Here is a 22,629-nt window from a genome sequence, read left to right as displayed (position 1 = left end):
GACCTTGTTTTTGGAGCAGAACACATGAGTGACTCGACCGCGCCCGCGGCCGTCTCGGCTGACGGCACCCTGGATCCGGCCGGCTGGTCCTTCGAGACCAAGCAGATTCACGCCGGACAGGCTCCCGATCCGGCCACCGGAGCCCGCGCCCTGCCCATCTACCAGACCACCTCCTACGCCTTCCGCGACACCGATCACGCCGCCGCGCTGTTCGGGCTCGCCGAGCCGGGCAATATCTACACCCGCATCATGAACCCCACCCAGGACGCGGTGGAGCAGCGCATCGCCGCGCTCGAGGGCGGTGTGGCCGCGCTGCTGCTGGCCTCCGGTCAGGCCGCGGAGACCTACGCGATCCTGAATCTGGCTCAGGCCGGCGACCACATCGTGGCCAGCCCGCACCTGTACGGCGGCACCTACAACCTGCTGCACTACTCGCTGCCCAAGCTGGGCATCGAGGTCAGCTTCGTCGAGGATCCGGACGATCTCGAGCAGTGGCGCGCGGCCGTGCGGCCCAACACCAAGGCGTTCTACGGGGAGACGGTCGCCAATCCGAGCAGCTCGGTGCTCGACATCCCGGGCATCGCCGAGGTCGCGCACGCGGCGGGCGTGCCGCTGATCGTGGACAACACCGTCGCCACGCCGTACCTGATCCAGCCGCTGCGGCTGGGCGCGGACATCGTCGTGCACTCGGCCACCAAATACCTGGGCGGCCACGGCTCCGCGGTCGCGGGTGTGATCGTGGACGGCGGCAACTTCGACTGGACCGTGCGGGACGCGGCGGGCGAGTCCCGCTTCCCCGGTTTCACCACCCCGGACCCCAGCTACCACGGCGCCGTGTTCGCCGATCTCGGCGCGCCGGCCTACGCGCTCAAGGCGCGGGTGCAGCTGCTGCGCGATCTGGGCGCGGCGGTGTCGCCGTTCAACGCCTTCCTCATCGCGCAGGGCATCGAGACGCTGAGTCTGCGCATCGAGCGGCACGTGGCCAACGCCCAGGCGGTGGCCGAGTTCCTGGCCGAGCAGCCCGGCGTCGAGAAGGTCTACTACGCAGGGCTGCCCAGCTCCCCGTGGTTCGAGCGGGGCAAACAGCTGGCACCCAAGGGCGTCGGCGCCATCGTCTCCTTCGAGCTGGCCGGCGGCGTGGACGCCGGCAAGAAGTTTGTCGAGGCGCTGGTGCTGCACAGCCATGTCGCTAACATCGGGGACGTGCGCTCGCTCGTCATCCACCCGGCCTCCACCACGCATTCCCAGCTGACGCCCGCCGAGCAACTCGCTTCCGGTGTCACACCTGGTCTGGTCCGGTTGGCCGTGGGTATCGAGGGGATCGGCGACATCCTGGCGGATCTGCGCGCCGGACTGACGGCGGCGGCAAGTTGACCGTGAACATCGAATCGAGCACGTCCCGGCACGCGGCGGAGCTGCTGCTGCCGCCGCCCGACGGGACGCTCGGCAGCATTGCCATCGGGGATATCGAGCTCGAGACCGGAGCCGTCATTCCCGATGTCACGCTGGCTGTGCAGCGGTGGGGCGAACTATCGGCGAACGCGGACAACGTGGTGCTCGTGGAGCACGCGCTGACCGGTGATTCGCACGTGGTGGGCCCCGCCGACGTGCACCACGGCCAGGCCGGCTGGTGGGACGGCATCGTGGGTCCCGGCGCGCCGGTGGACACCCGCGAGTGGTGCGTCATCGCCACCAATGTGCTCGGCGGCTGCAAGGGCAGCACCGGGCCGTCCTCGCTGGCCGCGGACGGAAAGCCCTGGGGCGCAAGGTTTCCCGAGATCTCCATCCGCGATCAGGTGACCGCCGAGATCACGCTGTTCGACCTGCTCGGCATCGACCGCCTGGCCGCCGTGGTCGGCGGCTCCATGGGCGGCATGCGGGTGCTGGAATGGATGGTCGCCCGGCCCGAGCGGGTCGGCGCGGCCCTGGTGCTGGCGGTCGGCCCGCGCGGCACCGCCGACCAGATCGGCACCCAGACCACCCAGATCGCCGCCATCACGGCCGATCCGGACTGGCAGGGCGGCAACTACCACGGCACCGGGCGCGCCCCGATGACCGGCATGGGCATCGCCCGGCGCATCGCGCACCTGACCTACCGCACCGAGTTCGAGCTCGACCACCGGTTCGAGAACCATGCCCAGGGCGATGAGGACCCGTGGGCGGGTGGGCGTTACGCGGTGCAGAGCTATCTGGAGTACCAGGCCGACAAGCTGATCTCGCGGTTCGACCCGGCCACCTACGTGCTGCTCACCGAGGCCATGAACCGTCACGACGTGGGCCGTGGCCGCGGCGGTATCGCGGCGGCGCTGGGGTCCACGCCGGTGCCGTGCGTGGTCGGCGGGGTGGACTCGGATCGGCTGTTCCCGCTGCGCACCCTGCAGGAGCTGTCCGATCTGCTGCCCGGTTCCAAGGGGCTGGAGATCATCCGGTCCCGGGACGGCCACGACGGATTTCTGACCGAGACCGAGGCGGTCGGCAAACTCATGCTCGAGACGATGGATCTGGCCCGCGCCCAGCGCGAGTCGGACCGCTGAAACAACGCTGCCCGTCCGCTGCATCTCCGCTGCCTCACCGGAGGCGCGTTACCTCGCGTATCGTGTCCGTTTCGCGCGAATTGCCGTGACGCGCTTCCGGTTTCGCACACATGACACCTCCGTAACCGGCGGCCCGGAATACGTGTGCGCGAGGCTCGGCACACGTAATGTATTCAGGCATGACCGCCGCATTCGATGACATGGATCTACGCGATCTCGTCGATCTGCTCTCCGAGGACGAGCAGCGTGAACTTCGCCCGGCCATACTCCGTGTCCTGCACAGACTCCCGGACCAGGAAGTGTTGCGCCGTGAGCTCGGCCGCCGCATAACCTCGGTCTAGCAATCCCCCAGCGCCGCGGGTTCGCGGCCACCCCCGATCGAACATTCAGTGCCGCGACTCCGGTCGCGGCCCCGACCTCGGCGCGGTCTAGGTGACGCCGAGGCTGCTGATGGTCGCGGCCAGCGCAATGATCGCGCCGCCCAGCACCGTCAGCCAGGCGACGTCGAAACCCTTGCTGCGCACCGCGAGCAGACCGGCCCGGTCGGTCGGCAGAATCAGCCGCAGTGCCGCCGCCAGTAGCGTCCCGCCGCCGAAGAAGAAGGTGCCGCGCCGCCAGCGGTCCCAGGCCAGGAAGACCACGGCCACCACCAGCACCGCCGCTACCAGCAGTATGGGCAGATTGTTCCGGACGAACTCCCCCGCACGACTGCTACGGCTCTCGGGTGCGGCATGGGCTGGAGTCACCGGACGAGCTTATCCGGCCCTCTGCGATGCTGGAGCCCGTGTTCCATCTCGTGTTCTTCGAACCTCGCATCCCCCCGAATACCGGCAATGCCATTCGGCTGGCGGCCGGTACCGGCTGCGAACTGCACCTGATCGAACCGCTCGGCTTCGACCTATCCGAGCCGAAGCTACGCCGGGCCGGGTTGGACTACCACGACCTGGCCGTCGTCACCGTGCACAAGAGTCTCGCCGCCGCGTGGGATGCCATTCGGCCCGAGCGGGTCTTCGCCTTCACCGCGACGGCCACCACCCACAGCACCGATGTCGCCTATCGCTCGGGCGATGTGCTGCTCTTCGGGCCCGAGCCGACCGGGTTGCCCGAGGAGGTGCTCGCCGATCCCCGCGTCACCGAGCAGCTGCGCATCCCAATGCTGCCGGGCCGGCGCTCGATGAATCTGTCCAATGCCGCGGCCGTCGCCGTGTACGAGGCCTGGCGGCAGCTGGGTTTTCCGGGCGCGGTCTGAGTCTCCGGGATCAGTCGTCGATTTCGAAGCGCTTGAAGCGGGAGGTCGCGCCGCCGGTCAGGCGGACCGCGGATTTGGGGACGCCGTAGTGGGCGGCCAGCAGCTCGATGGCGGCCTTGTTGGCCTTGCCCTCCACCGCCGGGGCGCGGACGTACAGCTGCAGCGCGCCATCGTCGAGGATCTCGACCAGGGGCCCCTTCTTGCTGCCGGGTTTGATGGTCGCCCGGACCACTGTCGACACGCCGCACTCCCTTCCCGCGCCCGACCCCATTGTCGCGGACGGGGTCCGGGTTGACGGGTGGGGCCTGCGATACAGCGCACATGCTCGAGGACAGCGATCGAGGCGGGGACGTCGTAGTGTCGCAGGCGATGCCGCGGCGGCAGGAAGGTCGCCCGGGAAGGAAAGTTCAGATGGTCAAGCGTTTGCTGTTGCTGCTGTCGGCGGTGGCGGGGGTGATCCTGCTGGCGACGGGTACGGCCGCGGCCGGGCCGGTCACCGTTCACGACGATTCCAAGGTGCTCGATGTCACCAAGGTGACGAATGCCGCGCTGCAGCTGACGGATCCGGTGCAGATCTTCACCACCGAGAAGTACTCCGACGATCGGGCCAAGTTCGACACGGAGACCCAGACCCACGTCAAGAATCCGACCGACGTAGTGCTGGCCATCAATACCAAGACCAAGTGGCTGACCATCCGCACCGGCGCGAATTCCCACATCCGCGACACCACGCCCGCGGGGACCGCCTTCGGAAACGCGCTCGGCAGCGGCGATTACACGGGTGCGACCATCGCAGCGCTGGGCGCCTTGAAGACGGCCGCCGATCAGACCGCGCCCACCAGCGTCAAGGCCGGCAACCCGGCCCCCGCCCACCAGCCCGCCGCCAAGCCCGAGAGCAAGAGCAGCGGCTGGGGCTGGCTGGGCCTGCTGTGCCCGATCCTGGTCATCGGCGGCATCATCGCGGCGGTCGTCGCGTTCGTCCGCCGTCGCCGCGGCACCCCGCCGCCCCCGCCCGCCCCGTTCGGCGGCGGTGGTTTCGGCGGCGGCTACGCCCCGGGTGGCCCGGGCTACGGCGGCCCGCCCCCGCCGCCCTACGGCGGTGGCCGTCCCGGCATGAGCCCCGGCGCTGCGGCCGGTCTCGGCGCGGTCGGCGGCGCCCTGGGCGGCGGCCTGCTCGGCTACGAACTCGGCCGGATGGAAGGCGAACACGAGCGCGACCGCGGCCCGGAATACGGCCCGCCCCCGGAGTCCGGCGGCTACGGCGGTTACGACCCCGGCCCCCAGGAGTGGGGCGGAGGCGGCGGCGACTACGACTTCGGCGGCGGCAGCGATTTCGGCGGCGGTGACTCCGGTGGCGGTGGCGATTTCGGCGGCGGCGGCGATTCCGGCGGCGGCGACTTCTAGCCGTTCGCCGATCCAGGCGAAAACCCTTGGCGCACCCTGCATCTCACCCGAAGCGCGGGGCGCGCCGTTCGATGTGACAACCGGAATATGGTGCCGGCGGCCGCGTTCAGCGGAAGTCGCGAGAACGGCCCTCGATGCGCAGGTCCATGCGCTGCAGATGGTCGGCGACGATGGTGACCGCGCCCTCGGCGTTCTGCACCCGCCCGCGGATGAGCAGGGCGGGCGCGGTGGTGGCCAGGCGCCGGTAGCGGGCCCAGAGGCCGACCGAGCAGACCACGTTCACCATGCCGGTCTCGTCCTCCAGATTGAGGAAGGTGACACCGCCCGCGGTGGCCGGACGCTGCCGGTGGGTGACCGCGCCGCCGACGAGAACCCGGGTGCCGTCGCGAATGTCGAGCAGCTGCGCGGCGGGGATGACGCCGAGCGCGTCGAGGCGCTCGCGCAGGAATTCGGTCGGATAGCTGCTGGGCGAGAAGCCGGTGGCCCACACGTCGGCGGCGGCCAGCTCCAGCGCGCTCATCCCGGGCAGGGCGGGTGCGGTGGTGGCCGCACCGGTGCCGGGCAGCCGGTCGGGCCGTTCCCCGGCGGCCGCGCCCGCCGCCCACAGCGCCTCGCGGCGGGTGCCGCCGAGACTGGTCAGCGCGCCTGCGGTGGCCAGCGCTTCGGCCTGCGGCACGCTCAGCTCCACGCGCCCGGTGAGGTCGAGAAACGTGGTGTAGGGCCCGATTTCGCGGGCGGCCACGATCTGTTCGGCCAGCTCGGTGCCGATGTGCCGGACCGCGGCCAGCCCCAGCCGGATCTCCAGGCCCTGTGCCTCCAGGGTCGCCTCGGCCAGGCTGTGGTTGATGTCGGGCCCGTGCACCACCACCCCGTGCCGTCGCGCGTCGGCGACCAGTGACTGCGGCGAGTAGAACCCCATCGGCTGGGCGCGCAGCAGTCCCGCGCAGAAGGCGGCCGGGTGATGGAGTTTGAACCACGCCGAGTAGAACACCAGTGAGGCGAAACTCTGCGAATGGCTTTCCGGGAAACCGAAATTCGCGAAGGCGTACACCTTCTCGTAGATGCGGTCGGCCACCTCGCCGGTGATGCCGTGCAGGTCCTTCATGCCCTGATAGAAGCGGGCCCGCAGCCGTTCCATCTTCTCCGGTGACCGTTTGGATCCCATGGCGCGGCGCAGCTGATCGGCCTCGGCGGCGGTGAATCCGGCGACGTCCACGGCCATCTGCATGAGCTGCTCCTGGAACAGCGGCACGCCGAGGGTGCGTTCCAGCGCGTTCTCCAGTGCCGGATGGTCGTAATCGGGCTTCTCCCTGCCATTGCGGCGACGGATGTAGGGGTGCACCGACCCGCCCTGGATCGGTCCCGGCCGGATGAGCGCCACCTCCACCACCAGGTCGTAGAAATTCCGCGGCTTCAGGCGCGGCAGGGTCGCCATCTGCGCGCGGGACTCCACCTGGAAGACGCCGACGGAGTCGGCGCGGCACAGCATGTCGTAGACGGCTTCCTCGCCCAGGTCCAGCCGATGCAGTTCGACGGTGTGCCCCTTGTGCTCGGCCACCAGGTCGATCATGTAGTGCAGCGCCGACAGCATGCCCAGCCCGAGCAGGTCGAACTTGACCAGTCCCGCCGACGCGCAGTCGTCCTTGTCCCACTGCAGCACACTGCGATCGGCCATGCGCGCCCATTCGGTCGGGCACACGTCGGCGATGGGCCGGTCGCAGATCACCATGCCGCCGGAGTGGATGCCCAAATGCCTTGGCAGCCCCTCCAATTCACCGGCCAGCGCGAGGACGTCGCCGGGGATGTCGGTGTGCTGCTCTTCCGCCACGCCCGTCCAGCGGCTCACCTGTTTGCTCCAGGCGTCCTGCTGCCCGGTCGAAAAGCCCAGGGCGCGTGCGGCATCCCGCACCGCGGAGCGCCCGCGATAGGTGATCACATTGGCCACCTGCGCCGCGTACTCGCGCCCGTACTTGGCGTAGACGTGCTGGATGGCCTCCTCGCGCCGATCCGATTCGATGTCCACGTCGATGTCCGGCGGCCCGTCCCGCTCCGGCGACAGGAACCGTTCGAACAGCAGCTTGTTGGCGACCGGGTCCACATTGGTGATGCCGATGGCGTAGCAGACCGCCGAATTGGCCGCGGAACCCCGGCCCTGGCAGAGGATGTCGTTGTCGCGGCAGAAGCTGACGATGTCGTGCACGACCAGGAAGTAGCCCGGGAAGTTCAGGGTGGCGATCACGTCCAGTTCGTGTTCCAGCTGCCGGTAGGCGTCCGGGCTCCCGGCCCGGGGCCCGTAGCGGCGGGCCGCGCCGCGGAGGGTGAGCTCGCGCAGCCACGAGTTCTCGTCGTGGCTGTCCGGCACGTCGAAGGGCGGCAGTTGGGGCGCGATCAGCCGCAGATCGAACGCGCAGTCCCGGCCCAGCGCAACGGCATTCGCCACCGCCTCGGGGCAGGCGGCGAACAGCCGCGCCATCTCGTCGCCGGAGCGCAGGTGCGCGCCGCCGGTGGGGGCCAGCCAGCCGGCCATGTCGTCGAGACTGGAGCGGGCCCGGATGGCGGCCAGCGCCATGGCTCGGCGCCGGTGCGGCGGGGCCGCGAAATGCGCTCCGGTGGTGGCGAGTACGGGCAGCCCGAGCCGGTCGGCGAGGGCGATGAGCCGGGCATTGCGCTCATCGTCCTCGGGGATGCCGTGGTGGGTGAGCTCCACGCTCACGTGCTCGCGCCCGAACCGTTCGATCAGATCGCGCAGCGCCGCCTCGGCCGCCGCGTCGCCCTGCTGAAGCGCCTGTCGCACAGTCCCTTTGCGGCAGCCGGTGAGAATGTGCCAGTGCCCGCCCGCCGCGGCGGTGAGCCGTTCCAGGTCGTAGCGCAGGATGCCCTTCTCCCCCGCCGCCATGTGCGCGGCGGCCATCTCCCGCGACAGCCGCCGGTACCCCTCCTGCCCGCGCGCCAGCACCAGCAGGTGCGGTCCGGCCGGGTCGGGTGTGCCGGTGCGCGGTTCGGAATTCAGTGCGTCCGACTCGGATTCGCGACCGCGCCGCCGCCCGCGGGGCGCCAGGTGCGCACCGGCGCGGGCCGCGGTGCCGATGGACAGCTCGGCGCCGAAGATGGTCGGCATCCGCCATTCCCGCGCCGCCTCCGCGAACCGCACCACGCCGTAGAACCCGTCGTGGTCGGTCAGCGCGAGGGCCTCCAGGCCCAGTCGCACGGCTTCCTCCACGAGTTCTTCGGGCTGGCTGGCGCCGTCGAGGAAGCTGTAGGCCGAGTGCGTGTGCAGCTCGGCGTACGGCACCGCCGATCGCGCGACCCGCCCGAGTTCCCCGGCCTCGTACTTCTCCCGCTTCCGCGACCAGGCCGGGCTGTCGCCGCCGTCGCCGTCGACCGGCTTGCGCGCGGGATCGGGCCGTCCGGACAGCACCCGCTCCATCTCCGCCCACGAAGGCGGGCCGTTGTGCCAGCCCATGACGCACCTCCTCCGCAATCCGACCGGTCTCGAGTATCGAACATACATTCGAAACCGATTGGTCTCTACAGCGGCACGCACCAAATCCCCGGAGGCCGATTCCGGGGTGGGCAACCACACCGTGGCGCGGTAACTTACTTTGGAGTAAGTTACAGGCAATTCCACCTGCAAGGGAGCAGCGATGACCGAAACCTCGAGCGACAACGGCCCCGGTTACCTGGCCCGACGGCGCGCCCGCCGCGATCTGGCCGGCAAGCACGTCGTCATCACCGGCGCATCCTCCGGCATCGGCCGCTCGGCCGCGCTCGCCGTCGCCGAGAAGGGCGCGGTCGTCATCCTGCTGGCCCGCCGCGCCGACGAGTTGTCCACCGTGGTGGACGAGATCACCGCCGCGGGCGGCGCCGCGTTCGGCTACCCGTGCGATGTCACCGATCAGGACTCGGTCGACCGGACCCTGCAGGCCGTGCTCGACACCCACGGGCACGTCGACATGCTGGTCAACAATGCCGGTCGCTCCATCCGCCGCGCCGTGCACCGCTCGACCGACCGCATGCACGACTTCGAGCGCACCATGGCCGTCAACTACTTCGGCGCGGTGCGCATGACCCTGGGCCTGCTGCCCGGCATGCGGGAGCGCCACGACGGCCACATCGTGAACATCTCCAGCGCCGGCGTCCAGGTCGCCACCCCGCGCTTCGCCGCCTACCTGGCCAGCAAGGCCGCCCTGGACAAGTTCGCCGAGGTGACCGCAGCCGAAATGCGTTCCAGCAACATCACTTTCACCACCATCCACATGCCGCTGGTCCGCACCCCCATGATCACCCCGAGCGGCGACCAGGGCACCGGCACCCAGTCCCCGGAGTGGGCGGCGGCGCTCATCGTGCGGGCCCTCACCGAGCGCCCCCGCCGCATCGACGTGCCGCTCGGCACCCTGGCCGAGTACGGCTCCATGTTCGCGCCCGGCATCAAGGAGCGGGTCCTGCACCGCTACTACCGCGCCATCCCCGACTCCCCCGCCGCCAAGGGCGAGGCGGTGCCCGAACCGGAGACGGCCGACGTGGACATCGTTGTCCCGCAACGCCGCCGCCGCACCGTCCCGCCCGCGGTCCGCGTCACCGGAACCGCCCTGCGCCGTGCGGCCCGGCTGGTCCCGGGCACTCACTGGTGACCACCCGCTGACCCGGGAACCGCCCTGCTCAGGGCCGTACCCGGTGGGTGTCACGCGGGAAAAGCGTTGCCCACCTGATGTTGTCGGCCGCGAGCAGCCGCGACACCCAGCGCTCCAGCCCGCAGCGCGCCGAAGCCTGTGGGCCCCAAGGGTTGCCGACCGGATCGAAACTGGCAGGATCGCGGCATGACCGAGGTCTGGCAGCCGGATTCCCTGTTCTCGCGACCCGAGCTCTGGGTCGCGAGCTTTCTCGACGAGTACGCCTCCGATGTGCCCGGCGGGGACCGCGCCGACCGCGAGGAGGAGTACGACGACTTCGAGGCGGAGTACGACCTCGGCGACGGGTACGTATTCCGGGTCGCATCCGGCTTCTACGGTTCGTCGCTGACCCTGCGCCATCCCGGCGCCACCGGCCCCGTCGAGCTGGGCTGGGACGATCTCGCGCACTGGCATCCGCACGCCCTGCGCTGGTCCGAGGTCGACCTGATCTGCCGCGCCACCGCACTGGCCGACCCCGACGCGGCCTACCCCGGCCCGCACCTGGCCCTGCTCGGCCGTTTCGCCCCGCTGTGCACCGACGCCGACGCCGCGATCGCCGTCCCGCTGCTGCGTGAGGCATTCGCTGCCCTGCCGGGCCTGGACCCCTATCAGCGGCGCGCGTATGCCGCGCACGGCGATATCCGGGCATTCGGCGTGGATTGGCTGCAGGACGACGAAACCGGTTGGTGGTACCTCGATTACGTCGAGCAGCCGGACAATCCCTATCGTGATGATCCGGACTACCCCGCCGGCGACCTGTACTCGATGCGCGACCCGGACGATCCCGAATTCCCCTTCGCCGCACTGGCGACCGCTGTCGACCGGGCACGCGCCCGCTGCGCGGCCGTCCGCGACCAGCCCTGGTCCAGACACCCCGAGGTCGAGGCGGCCGCCCAGACCTTCGCCGCCGATCCGACAGCGGCGCATCGGACAGCCCTGACCACCGCGCTGCACACCGCGGGTTGCACCGACCGGTCCGTCCTGTCGGCGCTGTCCCCCGGCGCGGGTGAACTCCGCGCCCTGGTCATGACCGAGCTCCTCCTCGGCGTCGACCCTCACACCCTGCTGCGAACCCGCTCCGGCCACACAGCTCCACCGCCCCGCCGCTACCACGCCCACGCCTACCTGCCCGTTTCCTCCTCCGAAGCCCCTCGAAACGGCCCGGCGTCACAGCTGAAGCCTCTTCTCAACGCCGCTCTCCGAGCCGCCGGACTGGGAACCACCAAGCACGGCCCCGCCCGCGTGGGCCGAAGGGACGGCAGCTGGGTCGACGACCTCCCCCTGACAGTGATCGACGATTGGCGCGCGGCGATCGAAGTAATACGCGATGTCCTGCTCACGGCCGAAGCTCCCGCAGGCAGCAGCATCGAAATAACCCGGCACGGCGAAACCGTGGTGGTCACCCTCGACTGACTCCCCCGCCCCGAATCACCGAGCGTGGCACTGCCCGGGATCGGCTACTTGCGGCAGGCCCCGGCACGGACGGCGATGAGGGCGGTGGCGGCGGCACGGTCGGCCACGGCGTAGGTCAGGGGTTCGCCGGTGAACCATCGATCTCGGCGGGCCGATCGTGGACTCGTTCGAAAAGGAGAACTTCCAGCACCTGATGTTCGGCATGAAGGACATCGCGGGCAATGCCTTCGGCTTCACCACCGCGCCGGCCCCGGACGAGATCATGGCCGCCAGCGAGCCCTTCATCCGCGCCGATCTGCTTGCACGGGACGACAATTCGCCGATGTTGATCGTCAATGGCGCCGACGACGTACACATCACCGCGTCCGACACCCTGATCTTCTCCGGCCGTCGCGACACCGAGGTTCATCTCATTCCCGGCACCGGCCACGTCGCCGCCTCCAAGCTTCCCGAGGTCCTCCCCCTCATGACCACCTGGCTCCGCAACCACCTCGCGTGAAGCCAGCCGCGGCAGTACTCCCGACGCTCGGGCAGCGTGACGGATACGGCGCTTGATCACACGCCTCTTGACGCGTCCTGGGATTCGAGTTCTACTGTGCGTTGATCGAACAAACTTTCGATTATGTTAGGTAGCTGGCTCGGTGCTGACTTGCGTTTCCGAGGGTTGGGTCCCGTCGACTGGGAGAGGTGGTCACTAGATGGGTGCGGCTGCGGAGGCCAGGCGGGCGCAGTTGGCCGAGTTGCGGCGGCGAATGGCCGCCGTGCCCGCGCGCGGGGCCGAGGTGGCGGCCCATGTGCCCGTGTCCGAGGAGCCGCGGCGGGAGTCCTTGCCGGTGCCGGGTGCGCTCGAAAACCTTCTACCTGATGGCGGATTGGCCAAGGGGTCGGTGGTCGTCTACAACGGCGCGGGGTCGCTGATCTCGGGGCTGCTGGCCGCGGTGACGGGCTCCGGGGGGCATGCCGCGGTGGTCGGGCTGCCGCGGCTGGGGTTGCTGGCCGCCGCGGAGATGGGGGCCCGGCTCGACCGGCTGGCGGTGGTCTCCGATCCCGGACCGGACCCGCTCGAAGTTGCCTCCGTATTGCTGTATGGCCTGGATCTGGTGGTGCTCGGGCTGAACGGTCTCGCCGTCCCCATGTCCCGCGCCCGCATCCTCGCCGCCCGCGCCCGCAGCAAGAACTCCACCCTGATGGTGACCAACGGCTCCTGGTCCGGTTCCGCCCTGCACATCGACACCCGGGTCGCCGGATACAGCGGCCTGGGCCGCGGCTGCGGCCGCCTGCGTACCGTCCGCCTCGACGTCTCCGTCCGCGGCCGCTCCGCCCAACCCCGCTCCGGCCACCTGGCCCTCAGCCCCGCCGACGGTCGCGTCGAATGGGTCGCCACCCCCGGCCCCGCCCGGCCCGCCGCCGCTCCCGAACCACTGCGCCCGGCGCGTCATGCCGCGTCCTGACCGATCGCCGACCGCCGCCCCGACCGCCGCCGGCCAGGCGATAGCGCCTGCGGCGCAGCGGATTTCCCGTGCCTTCCGGGTGCCCCCGCATGTGGGCGGGCGTCGTGTCGCGGGCTGACCGCCGCGATTGTCGTCCGGCTGCCTACCGATGCGGTAGCGCCGCGAGAGCAGGCCGGTCGTGAAGGCGCGGCGGGTGCTCGTGGTGTGGTGCCCGGATTGGCCCGCGGTAGCGGCGGCCGCCGAGGCGGGCGCGGAGGCCACTCGCGCGGTGGCGGTGTTCGCGGCCAATCGGGTGGTGGCCTGCACGGCGGTGGCACGGGCGGAAGGGATCCGCCGGGGTCTGCGGAAGCGGGAGGCTCAGGGCCGCTGCCCGGATCTGCTGGTGGCACAGGATGATCCGGATCGCGACGCCCGTCTGTTCGAACCCGTGGTGGCGGCCGTGGACTCGACCGTGCCGGGCGTGGAGGTGCTGCGCCCGGGCATGCTGGCGCTCTCGGCGCGCGGCGCGGCGCGGTTCTTCGGCTCCGAGCAGGCCGCCGCCGAGCGCCTGGTGGACGCCGTGGCGGCGGTCGGCGTCGAATGCCAGATCGGCATTGCCGACGAGCTGTCCACCGCGGTCTTCGCCGCCCGCCACGCCACCCTGGTCCCGCCCGGCCGGGGCGCGGAATTCCTTGCACCCATGCCGGTTTCGGAGCTGGCGGTGGAACCGGTGCTGGCCGCGCCGCAGCGCGTCGAACTGGTGGATCTGCTGCACCGGCTGGGCCTGCGCCGCATCGGCGACTTCGCGGCCCTCACCCCCGCCGAGGTGGCGTCGCGGTTCGGCGCGGACGCGATCATCGCGCACCGCTGCGCCCGCGCGGTCCCGGAGCGCCCGCCCGCCGCTCGCCTGCCCGCCGCCGACCTGACCGTGGAGCACCGCTGCGATCCCCCGATCGAACGCGTCGACATGGCCGCCTTCGCGGGCCGCCTGCTCGCCACCGAGCTGCACACCAAGCTCTCCGCCGCCGCCGTGGCCTGCACCCGCCTGGTCATCCACGCCGAAACCGAAGCGGGCGAGGAGTTCTCCCGCATCTGGCGCTGCGCCGAACCGCTCACCCCGGACAGCACCGCCGACCGCATCCGCTGGCAGCTCGACGGCTGGCTCACCCGCCGTGCCCTCGATCGCGGCCGGACCCGCGCCGCGGCTCCCGATTCGCCGGAGGCACACGACGACTGGGATGCCGGCCCGAACGCGGCCGTCACCCTCCTGCGCCTGGAACCCGTCGAGGTGGTGTCGGCCGGCGCCCTGCAGCTCGGCCTGTGGGGTGGGGTCGGCGAGGACGAGGAGCGGGCACGCCGCGCGCTGATCCGGGTGCAGAGTCTGCTGGGCGGTGACGCCGTGCGCATGGGTGTGCTCAGCGGCGGCCGCGGCCCGGGGGAGCGCATCACCATGGTCACCCTCGGTGACGAGCCGGTGCCCGCGACCGATCCGGCCCAGCCCTGGCCCGGCCGGCTTCCCGAGCCCGCTCCGGCGCTGGTGCTCACCCATCATCCGGAGGTGCGCCTGGAGGCTGCCGACGGTTCCCCGATCTGGGTCACCGAGCGCGGCCTGTTCACCGCCGATCCCGCCCACCTGCACTGGGGCAGCAGCTCCTGGCGGCTGACCGGCTGGGCCGGACCCTGGCCGGTCGACGATCGCTGGTGGACACACCGTTTCGAGCACGGCTTCGCGGCCCGCGCCCAGGTGCAGCTGGACGCCGAGGACGCCACCCGCCTGCGCGCGCTGCTCCTGCTCGGCTACAACAGCGCCTGGCATGTGGAGGGGCTCTACGAGTAGGCGCCGCTCAAAGGCCCAGCGGCAGGCGCAGATCCATCATGGTGGGCCAGAGCTCGGTCCAGGGGTGCACGGGTTCGCGGCAGACCGCGATGGCGATATCGGTGTTCACGCCGGGGAATCCGTTCGGAATGTTCAGGTGCGCACGGACCGTCACCTCGCCGAACTGCCGCCGCAGGGTGGGTTCGGCGCTGTCGAGGCCGACGTAGAGGATGGCGTCGGCGTCCGACGGCGGCGGGCCGAAGTAGCCGAAGCCGCGGTTGGGGCTGTAGACGGGCGGCAGGTCGTAGTCGCGCCCGAAGTTCTGGATCGCGGCGGCCTGCCAATAGTTCTGGGCGATGATCGCCTTCGGGCGTTCCGCCTCCGGGAGCTGCCGGTAGGCGTCGGCGACCTTCGCGGTCAGATCGGACCATCCCGAGGAGCCGAAAATGCTGGTCCGCATGGCGAAGTCGGCCTGGTTCCGGATGGCGCCGTGCACGCGGGAGGGCGGCTGCGGCAGGGTGACCACGAGCGCGGCGATGATGGCCAGCGACAGCACCACGATCGGCGGCGCGACGACCCGGAGCAATCGGCCGCCGCGGTCGTTCACCGAGTAGGGCAGCGAGGCCGCGCCGATGCCGAACAGCACGGGCAGGAATCCCGCTGTGTAGTAAGGCCGTCCGTGCCCGACGAGGACGACGAGCACCAGCAGCGCCGAGGCGACGAGCATGAAAAGGTAGGGCCGCAGCCAGCGTTGCCGGGCCAGGCACCAGAAGGCCCAGCCGACGAGCAGCCCGCCCAGCAAACCGGTCAGTCCGATCATCTGCGGCATGCACGCGAGCGGCCCGCCGCCGGCCGCGTCCTGCTCGGCGCCGATCACCTTGCTCATGGCCAGCGCCGGCCAGCCGTGCGTGTGCTGCCACCACAGACCGGGCACCGCGGAGACCGCGAAGATCGCCGCGCCCTGCCACAGCGCGGGCCGCCACAGCAGCTGCCGCGGTCCCGCGACGAGCACGCCCGCGCCCAGGCACAGCAGGATCGTGGGGATGAACCATTTGACCTGCAGATCGATGGCGGCGACGAGGCCGAGCGCGACGAGCAGGCGGTCGTCGCGGGTGCGAATCCAGCGGATCAGCAACCAGATGACCGCGGCCTGCAGGGTGGCGTCGAAGGAGAAGGTGCTCAGCTGGACGGCCTGGGTCGCGGCGAGTGGCGAGACCCCGTAGGCGGCGGCCGCGAGCAGTTGCGCGGTGCGCGAGCCGCCCAGTTCGTAGGCGACCGCGGCACTGATCACGACCGCGGCCGCGGTCATCAGGACCGCCGGCAATCGCAACACGGGCGCCGAGCCGGGCGCCACGGCGTCGGCCAGGTGGGCCATCAGCGGTATGAGCACGCCCTGGTCGGCGTAGGTGATGCTGCGGTGCGCGCCCGCCGCGACGAAATACAGTTCGTCGCCGAAGAAGTCGTAGCGCAGCGTGGGGACGGCGAGAAAGGCCCCGCTGAGTGCGGCTAGTAGAAGGACCCACGCCGTAGCGAAGGTGGGCCGCGGCGGGCTCGGTTCCTGGAGATCCTGGAGATCGACCGCGGGGGCGGCAGCATTGAGAACCATATTTCCCCGACAGAAAAAGCTTTGGTGAATCGGCAATGACGCTACCGTCACGGTTGACCGATTATCGACAATGTGAAAGTGATCTATTTCACATGCTGTAGCAAGCGGATATCATGCCAGGATGTGCAGGGTTTCGCCATCATTCGCCATCGGAATGAATAGGCAACCGAATCGGTAATTCGATATGGCGCTGCGCACAAACTGGGGCGCTACCCGGACCCCGATCCGTACTCTGGACCATCGTGGAGTCAGCGGTCACCCGGGTCGAGTTCGAAGACGTCCGGATCGCCTACCGGGATTCCGGCGCGACGGGCGGGCATCTCTACAGCGACACACCCGTGGTGCTGGTGCACGGCATGGGCGGGGACGGACACACCTGGGATCGATTCGCCGCCCACCTGGTGCGGCGCGGACGCCGGGTGATCATTCCCGACCTGCGCGGGCACGGACGCAGCGGCCACACCGCCTCCTACCGATTCCCGGAATTCGGGGCCGACCTGCTGCGGCTGTGCGATCGGCTCGGACTGGAAACGGCGGACCTGGTCGGCCACTCGCTCGGCGGATACGCCATCTCGTGGCTGGCGATGGAACGCCCGGAACTGGTGCGGCGCTTGGTGATCGAGGAACAACCGCTGCCGCTGCGCTCCGGCGACGAGCAGATGCGGTTCACGCGCAGGTTGCCGTCGATCCCGGAACTGTGGCACGCCACCACCAGCATCATCCGGCATCCGCGTGCGGTGCTGGCCTTCGATCGCTCGATGACCAGGGTGGCGCTCGAGCAGTTCCGCAAGCCGTATCCGGAGTGGTGGGAGGGGCTGTCCGACATCACCGCGCCCACGCTGTTCCTGCGCGGCGGGCCCGGCGGCATGGTGGACCCGGACAAGCTCGAGCAGGTGCGCACGAGCCTGCCCGATTGCACGGTTCGCACCTTCGGATGCGGGCACAGCATCCACCGGGACCGCTACCACCGGTTCGAGGCCGAAGTGCTCCCCTTTCTGGGGCACTGAGCTGCCGGAATCTACAGTTGAACGGTGTCCGCATCCGAGCGTCCCACGCTGTGGTTTCCCGACGAGCAGTCGTTCCGGGACTGGCTGTCGGCCAATCACGCAGCGGTGGACGGCATTTGGCTGAAGTTCGCGAAGAAGGGCTCCGGGTACGCCTCACTGGACTATGACGGCGCGCTGCGGCAGGCCCTGTGCTTCGGCTGGATCGACGGGCAGTCCAAGAAGCTCGACGAGGACTTCTTCGTCATGGGTTTCACGCCGCGCCGCCCGCGCAGCCAGTGGTCGCAGCGCGATGTCGGCCTGGTGGACGAACTGATCGCGACCGGGCTCATGCATCCGGCCGGGCAGGCCGAGGTGGACCGGGCCAGGGCGGACGGCCGCTGGGACAATGCCGTCGGCCGGGATCTGCCGGAGGATTTCCTGGCGGCGCTGGCCCGGCATCCGGAGGCGGCGGCCTTCTTCGAGACGCTGCCCACGCAGTCGCGCATCGCGGTCGGCTACCACCTGGGCAGCGCGGTGCGGCCGGAGGCGCGAGCGCGGCGGCTGGCGCAGGTGATCCGGAAGCTGATCGACGGGAAGCCATTGTGACGGGGTTCGAGGGATTGTCGTGTTCGGCTGCGGCGCTGGAGGTTCCGCTACCCGGGAGCGCGACCCGCATCACCGGCTGGCTGTGCGTCGAGCAGCCCGGGGCGTGGGGCCGCGATGTGATCGGCGACGAGGTGCTCGGGCCCGACATCACGCCCGAACTGGCGGCGCGCACCAAGGCGGCGCACGTCCGGCCGACCCTGATCCGGCGGCCCGGCCGCCAGGAATTCACGGGTGTGCGAACGGTTCTGCTCGCCAGTTCGCGGCCGGAAGGGTCCTGGTGCGAGCGCCTCGAGATCAGTGACCTGCGTGAGCTGCTGGATCTGGACCTGCACCTGCTCAACGGCCCGGCCCCGGGAATCGGTGCGGCCGTGACGGATCCGCTGGTCCTGGTCTGCGCGCACGGCAAACGCGATCAGTGCTGCGCGCTGTTGGGCCGCCCCATCGCCGCCAGCCTGTCCGCCGCCCACCCCGACCGGGTGTGGGAGTGCTCGCACACCGGCGGCCACCGCTTCGCCCCCGCCGTCATCGTTCTCCCCACCGGGCTCACTTATGGCCGCCTGGACGAGGATTCGGCCCACGCCATGCTCGCCGCCGCCGACAAGGGCGAGGTCTCGCTCACCGGGTTGCGCGGCCGCAGCTGCTACACCCCGGTCGAGCAGGTCGCGGAAGTCGCGGTCCGCCAGCGCATCGCGGACGCCTCCTACACCCTGACCACCCCGCTCCTCGACGACAGCGGGCTGGCGACCACGGTCCCCGGGGACGCCGATCCGACCGCGGGCATCGACGACCTCACCGTCGAACCGGCCCCGGACGACACCGAATACGCCACCGACCCTGCCACTTTCGCGGGCGCGGCCCGGGTCACCCATCGCGATGGGCGCAGCTGGCTGGTCACCACCCGCACCCTCGCCTACTCACCTCGCCAGGCCAGCTGCGGCGCCGCCCCGAAACCCGCCACCGCAGTAGAGGTCGACCATATACGGCAATTCGCGTGACGGCCGGCTCGCGAATTACAGGTTCGGAATTCGAGTTCGCTCAGTAGCGTGCGACGTGTTCACGAATATGGCGAGTCATCGAGTCCGAAGCCACAAAAAGAAACCCCCGAAAAATAGGGGCGGGCCTCTTCACTGCACATTGTGATAGGAGGCGGGTCCGCGCGAACCTCCGAGGACTGCCGCGGCGGCGGTGACTGTCGCCGTTTGGTCAGTTTCGTCCGGAAAGCCAGAAGCCCCGCAAGATTCTCTCCAGGCCGGGCGCGCGGATGCCAAGAAGCGAAACGCGCTGTGTCCGTATGGGTCTGGAAGAAATGCCCAGGCCGGCACCCGGATGCCCAGCAAACCTCGGGTTTCGAAGCAGGCCAGTCAGGATGGTTTTCCGCTACCCTGCACCCGTGACCGAACGCGCCCGTCCCATTGTCGGCCCCGACTATCTGGTGGCCGGCCGCTACCGCCTGCAGTCGAAGCTGGGTGGTGGTGGCATGGGTGCCGTGTGGCTGGCGACCGATCGGCTGCTGCACCGCGATGTCGCCATCAAGCAGGTCCTCACCACGCAGGGGCTCAGCGAGGAGGAGGCGCAGGAGGTCCGCAGCCGGATCATGCACGAGGGCCGGGTCGCGGCCAAGCTGTCGCACGAGCACGCCATCGCCGTGTACGACGTGGTGCTGGAGGCCGGTGAGCCCTGGCTGGTGATGGAGTATCTGCCCTCGCGCAGTGTGGCCAAAGCCCTTGCGCTGGTGGATCAGCTGTCCCCGATCGAGGTGGCGCAGATCGGCGCGCAGGTGGCGGACGCGCTGGCGACCGCGCACGCCGCCGGCATCGTGCACCGCGACATCAAGCCGGGCAATATCCTGGTCGCCGATCGCGGCGACGAGGTCGGCAAGGTCAAGCTCAGCGACTTCGGCATCTCCAGCGGCGCCAACGACGCCACCGAGGAGATCGGTGACGTCATCACCGGCACCCCGGCCTACCTGCCGCCGGAGGTCGCGCGCGGAGCCCGCCCCACCACCGCCAGCGACGTATTCTCGCTCGGCGCAACGCTGTACACCGCCATCGAGGGGCGGCCGCCCTACGGCTTCGACGAGGACAGCGATGTCATCGTGGAACGCGCCGCCATGGCCCAGATCACTCCGCCCGCCCGCAGCGGCCCGCTCACCGAGGTGCTGCTGCACATGATGGAGCCGGCCCCGCAGCGCCGCCCCACCATGACCGAGGCGCGCAACGAAATCCTCACCGCCGCCTTCGGTCCCGGCACCGCGCCCTACATCCTGGGCGCGCCGGTCCGCACCGAGGACGGGACCATCCCGGCCTGGGCGGCCCGCAATTCCGCCGCCGGGCTGCGCAGCCCGCACTCCAGCCCGCTCCCCCGCCCGCAGCGACAGGCGGCCGCGGCTCCGGCTGCCCCGCAACCCAAGTCGAAGGGCTTCGACCTGAACGCCCTGGGCCCGAACGCGGGCCCGCTCGCGGTGGCGATCGGCCTGCTCATCGGCTTGCTGATCATCATCGTGATCTTGGTCGTGTTGTAGCGGCTGCTGTCGGCCGAGGACTTCAGACGCCCAAAGCGACAACTGATTTCGCGCGGCGAGGGTAACTCGTCGGGTACCTTCGAAATCGGTTCGGCACCCAACCGCCGGCACGCATGCGAAACGGGCAACGGCACTCAGCCGGGCGCTAGAGGCTCGGGGAGGCGGGGGAGCTCAGTCGATACGACGGCGGTGTGCCCAGCGGGTGAGGGCGTTCCGGTTCGACTGCTGGGTCTTGCGCAGTACGTTCGACGCGTGCGTCTCGACCGTTTTCACCGAGATGAACAGCGTCTCGGCGATCTCGCGGTAGGTGTAGCCGCGTGCCAGCAGGCGCAGCACCTCGAGCTCGCGCGGGGTCAGTGAGTCCAGTTCCGGGTCCAGTGGCGGCTCGGGTACCGGCGACTTGCCGGTGAAGGAGTCCAGCACGAAGCCGGCCAGCCGCGGCGAGAACACCGCGTCGCCACCGGAGACCCGGCGGATCCCGTCGGCCAGCTCCGGCCCCGAGATGGTCTTGGTGACGTACCCGCGCGCGCCCGCCCGGATCACCGCGATCACGTCCTCGGCCGCGTCGGAGACGCTGAGCGCCAGGCACACCGGTCCCGGATCGATGCCCTGCAGCACCGCGACCCCGCCCCCGTCGGGCATGTGCACGTCCAGCAGCACCACGTCCGGCGCGGTCGTCTTGATCCCGGCGATGGCCTCGGCCACCCCGCCCGCCTCGCCGACGACCTCCATATCGGATTCGCGGCTCAGTTCCGCCCGCACCCCGGACCGGAACACGGCATGATCGTCGACCAGAAAGACCCGGACGCTCACCTAAGACTCCTCACCTGACGCCGAACCGAACCCTGCCCCCATCGGTACCACACTCCGCGGCTCACAGCTGGGTGGCGTCTTCCGGGGCGTCGGTCTGCACCACCAGCCGTTCGTCGCCACCGTCCTTGCGCGGCATGAAGATTCGTACCTCGGTGCCGTTGCCGGGCGCGGACTTGAGCTCCACGTGCCCGCCGCGGCGTTCGATGCGGGCGTGGATGGATTTGGCCACGCCCTGCCGGTCCTTCGACACCGCGTCCGGGTCGAAGCCCTTGCCGCGGTCGCGCACGAAGACGCTCACCTGATGCGGCTCCACCTCGGCGTACAGGTCGATGGTCGGCACTCCGGCGTGCTTGGCGGCATTGACCAGCGCCTCCCGGGCGGCCCCCAGCAGCGCGGTGAAGTGTTCCTTGGGCAGCCCGATTCCGCTGTCGTCGACGTCCATGGACACGTCGCCCACGGTGACCGGGGTGACCTTCACCCCGTGCTGGTCCTCCACCTCGCCGGCGATGGTGCGCAGCGCGGCGGCCAGGCTGGACTGCGCGGGCCCGGTGTCCTCGAACAGCCACTTGCGCAGCTCGCGTTCCTGGCTGCGAGCCAGCCGCACCACCTCCTGCGGGTCGCCGGCCTGCCGCTGGATCAAGGCCAGCGTCTGCAGTACGGAATCGTGCAGGTGCGAGGCGATCTCCTCGCGCTCGTCATTGCGGATCCGCGCCGAGCGCTCGGCATTCAGCGCGCGCATCATGCGCAGCCACAGCGGCACGGTCAGCAGTCCGGCCCCGACCAGGGTCACCGCCACCGCCAGCAGCGCCGACCCCAGCGAACTGAGGTTGATCCGCCCCAGCACCACCACGCCCAGCCCGACCACGATGAGGGTGGCCCCGCCGACAATGCGCGCCCAGGTGACCACCGAGGGCTTGGCGGGCAGCCCGATGACGGATCTCGGCCCGTCCGCGTCGAATTCGCGCCACACCAGCGCCGCGCCGACCGCCACCACGATGATCGGCCCCACCACATGCGCGGCCGTCCCGTTGAACACCCACGCGGTGGCGACCGCCAAAGCCATACCGAGCAGCGCCAATCCGATGGCCTGCCGCCGCTCCGACCCGGTCGGCGGAGCCGCGTCACCCCCGGCGGGCGTGAAGATCCACAGCATCCCGTAGGCCACGATCCCGGCCCCGGCCAGCGCGGACAGCAGCACGAAACCGATCCGCACCTTGAACACGTCGATCCCGAGGTGATCGGCGAGCCCGCCCGCGACCCCGCCCACGATGCGCCCGCCGGTACGCCGCACCAGCTTGGGCTGGGTCACGGGTGTGACCGCCCCGCGGGCAGGGTCGTACAGGGGCGCGGACGGATACATGCCTTCGATACTGGCACGGGCCGGTGACACCCGACATCAGGAAACACCCCGATTCGATCCCTGAGGCGCCGTTTTGTCCGGACCGGACAGGAAAGCATCGCTGACCTGGACGGCTATCGGATGCGGCCCGGCATTGTGCGGTCCCGCGGCCGATCGCGCCCCGGCCGGACCGGATGGCCGCCCCGAGCTACGGCCGGACCGCCCTGGCCGGACCGGACAAT

The 22,629-nt window shown here is 70.4% G+C and carries 20 protein-coding genes; 14 read left to right on the top strand and 6 right to left on the bottom strand.

What is annotated here, in order from left to right:
* Positions 1 to 24: 24 nt before the first annotated feature.
* The 3 genes from ACFXHE_RS10545 (at position 25) to ACFXHE_RS10535 (ending at position 2,875) form a co-directional block, all read left to right on the top strand.
* Positions 25 to 1,374: a bifunctional o-acetylhomoserine/o-acetylserine sulfhydrylase gene (locus ACFXHE_RS10545; protein ID WP_379381860.1), complete on the top strand. Its 1,350-nt coding sequence runs from the start codon at positions 25 to 27 to the stop codon at positions 1,372 to 1,374.
* Between the two features lie 41 nt (positions 1,375 to 1,415).
* Positions 1,416 to 2,534, top strand: a complete 1,119-nt coding sequence (locus tag ACFXHE_RS10540) for a homoserine O-acetyltransferase (RefSeq protein WP_379382102.1) — start codon at positions 1,416 to 1,418, stop codon at positions 2,532 to 2,534.
* Positions 2,535 to 2,713: 179 nt separating this feature from the next.
* A complete protein-coding gene (locus tag ACFXHE_RS10535) occupies positions 2,714 to 2,875 on the top strand; it encodes a hypothetical protein (protein WP_167659831.1) in 162 nt (53 codons plus the stop codon).
* A gap of 87 nt (positions 2,876 to 2,962) precedes the next feature.
* On the opposite strand, the gene ACFXHE_RS10530 is transcribed toward ACFXHE_RS10535, so the two are convergent.
* Positions 2,963 to 3,280, bottom strand: coding sequence for a DUF3017 domain-containing protein (locus tag ACFXHE_RS10530; protein WP_379381859.1), 318 nt, complete (start codon positions 3,278 to 3,280; stop codon positions 2,963 to 2,965).
* Positions 3,281 to 3,318: 38 nt separating this feature from the next.
* Between ACFXHE_RS10530 and ACFXHE_RS10525 the strand changes: the two genes are divergently transcribed.
* Positions 3,319 to 3,783 carry a tRNA (cytidine(34)-2'-O)-methyltransferase gene (locus ACFXHE_RS10525; protein ID WP_379381857.1) on the top strand — a complete coding sequence of 155 codons (465 nt, stop codon included), beginning with the start codon at positions 3,319 to 3,321 and terminating at the stop codon, positions 3,781 to 3,783.
* A 10-nt stretch (positions 3,784 to 3,793) separates the two neighbouring features.
* Here the strand turns inward: ACFXHE_RS10525 and ACFXHE_RS10520 are convergent, their stop codons facing one another.
* Positions 3,794 to 4,054 carry a DUF167 domain-containing protein gene (locus ACFXHE_RS10520; protein ID WP_379381855.1) on the bottom strand — a complete coding sequence of 87 codons (261 nt, stop codon included), beginning with the start codon at positions 4,052 to 4,054 and terminating at the stop codon, positions 3,794 to 3,796.
* Between the two features lie 140 nt (positions 4,055 to 4,194).
* On the opposite strand from ACFXHE_RS10520, the gene ACFXHE_RS10515 reads away from it, so the two are divergent.
* On the top strand, positions 4,195 to 5,187 hold the full coding sequence (locus ACFXHE_RS10515) for a hypothetical protein (protein WP_379381853.1): 993 nt from the start codon (positions 4,195 to 4,197) through the stop codon (positions 5,185 to 5,187).
* A gap of 106 nt (positions 5,188 to 5,293) precedes the next feature.
* Here ACFXHE_RS10515 and ACFXHE_RS10510 read toward each other — a convergent pair whose 3' ends face one another.
* Positions 5,294 to 8,650 (bottom strand): error-prone DNA polymerase, encoded by a 3,357-nt coding sequence (locus ACFXHE_RS10510; RefSeq protein WP_379381851.1) that lies wholly within the window; start codon positions 8,648 to 8,650, stop codon positions 5,294 to 5,296.
* Positions 8,651 to 8,831: 181 nt separating this feature from the next.
* Between ACFXHE_RS10510 and ACFXHE_RS10505 the strand changes: the two genes are divergently transcribed.
* The 5 genes from ACFXHE_RS10505 to ACFXHE_RS10485 all read left to right on the top strand — a co-directional run bounded on the left by ACFXHE_RS10505 (position 8,832) and on the right by ACFXHE_RS10485 (position 14,537).
* Positions 8,832 to 9,818: an SDR family NAD(P)-dependent oxidoreductase gene (locus ACFXHE_RS10505; RefSeq protein ID WP_379381849.1), complete on the top strand. Its 987-nt coding sequence runs from the start codon at positions 8,832 to 8,834 to the stop codon at positions 9,816 to 9,818.
* Positions 9,819 to 10,004: 186 nt separating this feature from the next.
* Positions 10,005 to 11,270 carry a hypothetical protein gene (locus tag ACFXHE_RS10500; RefSeq protein WP_379381847.1) on the top strand — a complete coding sequence of 422 codons (1,266 nt, stop codon included), beginning with the start codon at positions 10,005 to 10,007 and terminating at the stop codon, positions 11,268 to 11,270.
* Positions 11,271 to 11,427: 157 nt separating this feature from the next.
* Positions 11,428 to 11,769: a hypothetical protein gene (locus ACFXHE_RS10495; protein WP_379381845.1), complete on the top strand. Its 342-nt coding sequence runs from the start codon at positions 11,428 to 11,430 to the stop codon at positions 11,767 to 11,769.
* Positions 11,770 to 11,968: 199 nt separating this feature from the next.
* The gene (locus tag ACFXHE_RS10490; RefSeq protein ID WP_379381843.1) at positions 11,969 to 12,721 is read left to right on the top strand and encodes a hypothetical protein; all 753 of its coding nucleotides are present in this window, start codon (positions 11,969 to 11,971) and stop codon (positions 12,719 to 12,721) included.
* Between the two features lie 178 nt (positions 12,722 to 12,899).
* Complete coding sequence (locus ACFXHE_RS10485; RefSeq protein ID WP_379381841.1) at positions 12,900 to 14,537, top strand: DNA polymerase Y family protein; 1,638 nt, start codon at positions 12,900 to 12,902, stop codon at positions 14,535 to 14,537.
* A 7-nt stretch (positions 14,538 to 14,544) separates the two neighbouring features.
* Here the strand turns inward: ACFXHE_RS10485 and ACFXHE_RS10480 are convergent, their stop codons facing one another.
* Positions 14,545 to 16,122 carry an ArnT family glycosyltransferase gene (locus ACFXHE_RS10480; RefSeq protein ID WP_379381840.1) on the bottom strand — a complete coding sequence of 526 codons (1,578 nt, stop codon included), beginning with the start codon at positions 16,120 to 16,122 and terminating at the stop codon, positions 14,545 to 14,547.
* A 242-nt stretch (positions 16,123 to 16,364) separates the two neighbouring features.
* On the opposite strand from ACFXHE_RS10480, the gene ACFXHE_RS10475 reads away from it, so the two are divergent.
* The 4 genes from ACFXHE_RS10475 (at position 16,365) to ACFXHE_RS10460 (ending at position 20,235) form a co-directional block, all read left to right on the top strand.
* Positions 16,365 to 17,129, top strand: a complete 765-nt coding sequence (locus ACFXHE_RS10475; protein ID WP_379381839.1) for an alpha/beta fold hydrolase — start codon at positions 16,365 to 16,367, stop codon at positions 17,127 to 17,129.
* Positions 17,130 to 17,153: 24 nt separating this feature from the next.
* The gene (locus ACFXHE_RS10470; RefSeq protein ID WP_379381837.1) at positions 17,154 to 17,714 is read left to right on the top strand and encodes a YdeI family protein; all 561 of its coding nucleotides are present in this window, start codon (positions 17,154 to 17,156) and stop codon (positions 17,712 to 17,714) included.
* Complete coding sequence (locus ACFXHE_RS10465; protein WP_379381836.1) at positions 17,711 to 18,709, top strand: sucrase ferredoxin; 999 nt, start codon at positions 17,711 to 17,713, stop codon at positions 18,707 to 18,709. Before ACFXHE_RS10470 ends, ACFXHE_RS10465 begins: the two co-directional genes overlap by 4 nt.
* Positions 18,710 to 19,080: 371 nt before the next feature.
* On the top strand, positions 19,081 to 20,235 hold the full coding sequence (locus ACFXHE_RS10460) for a serine/threonine-protein kinase (RefSeq protein ID WP_379381834.1): 1,155 nt from the start codon (positions 19,081 to 19,083) through the stop codon (positions 20,233 to 20,235).
* A gap of 171 nt (positions 20,236 to 20,406) precedes the next feature.
* On the opposite strand, the gene ACFXHE_RS10455 is transcribed toward ACFXHE_RS10460, so the two are convergent.
* Both ACFXHE_RS10455 and ACFXHE_RS10450 read right to left on the bottom strand, forming a co-directional pair.
* On the bottom strand, positions 20,407 to 21,048 hold the full coding sequence (locus tag ACFXHE_RS10455) for a response regulator transcription factor (protein ID WP_040855660.1): 642 nt from the start codon (positions 21,046 to 21,048) through the stop codon (positions 20,407 to 20,409).
* Positions 21,049 to 21,109: 61 nt separating this feature from the next.
* Positions 21,110 to 22,408, bottom strand: a complete 1,299-nt coding sequence (locus ACFXHE_RS10450) for a PspC domain-containing protein (protein WP_379381832.1) — start codon at positions 22,406 to 22,408, stop codon at positions 21,110 to 21,112.
* Positions 22,409 to 22,629: the final 221 nt, after the last annotated feature.

Source organism: Nocardia sp. NPDC059229 (assembly GCF_042754165.1).
Lineage (GTDB): Bacteria > Actinomycetota > Actinomycetes > Mycobacteriales > Mycobacteriaceae > Nocardia.
Note: the sequence above shows the minus strand (reverse complement) of the source record. Positions and strands in the feature narration are given on the sequence as shown.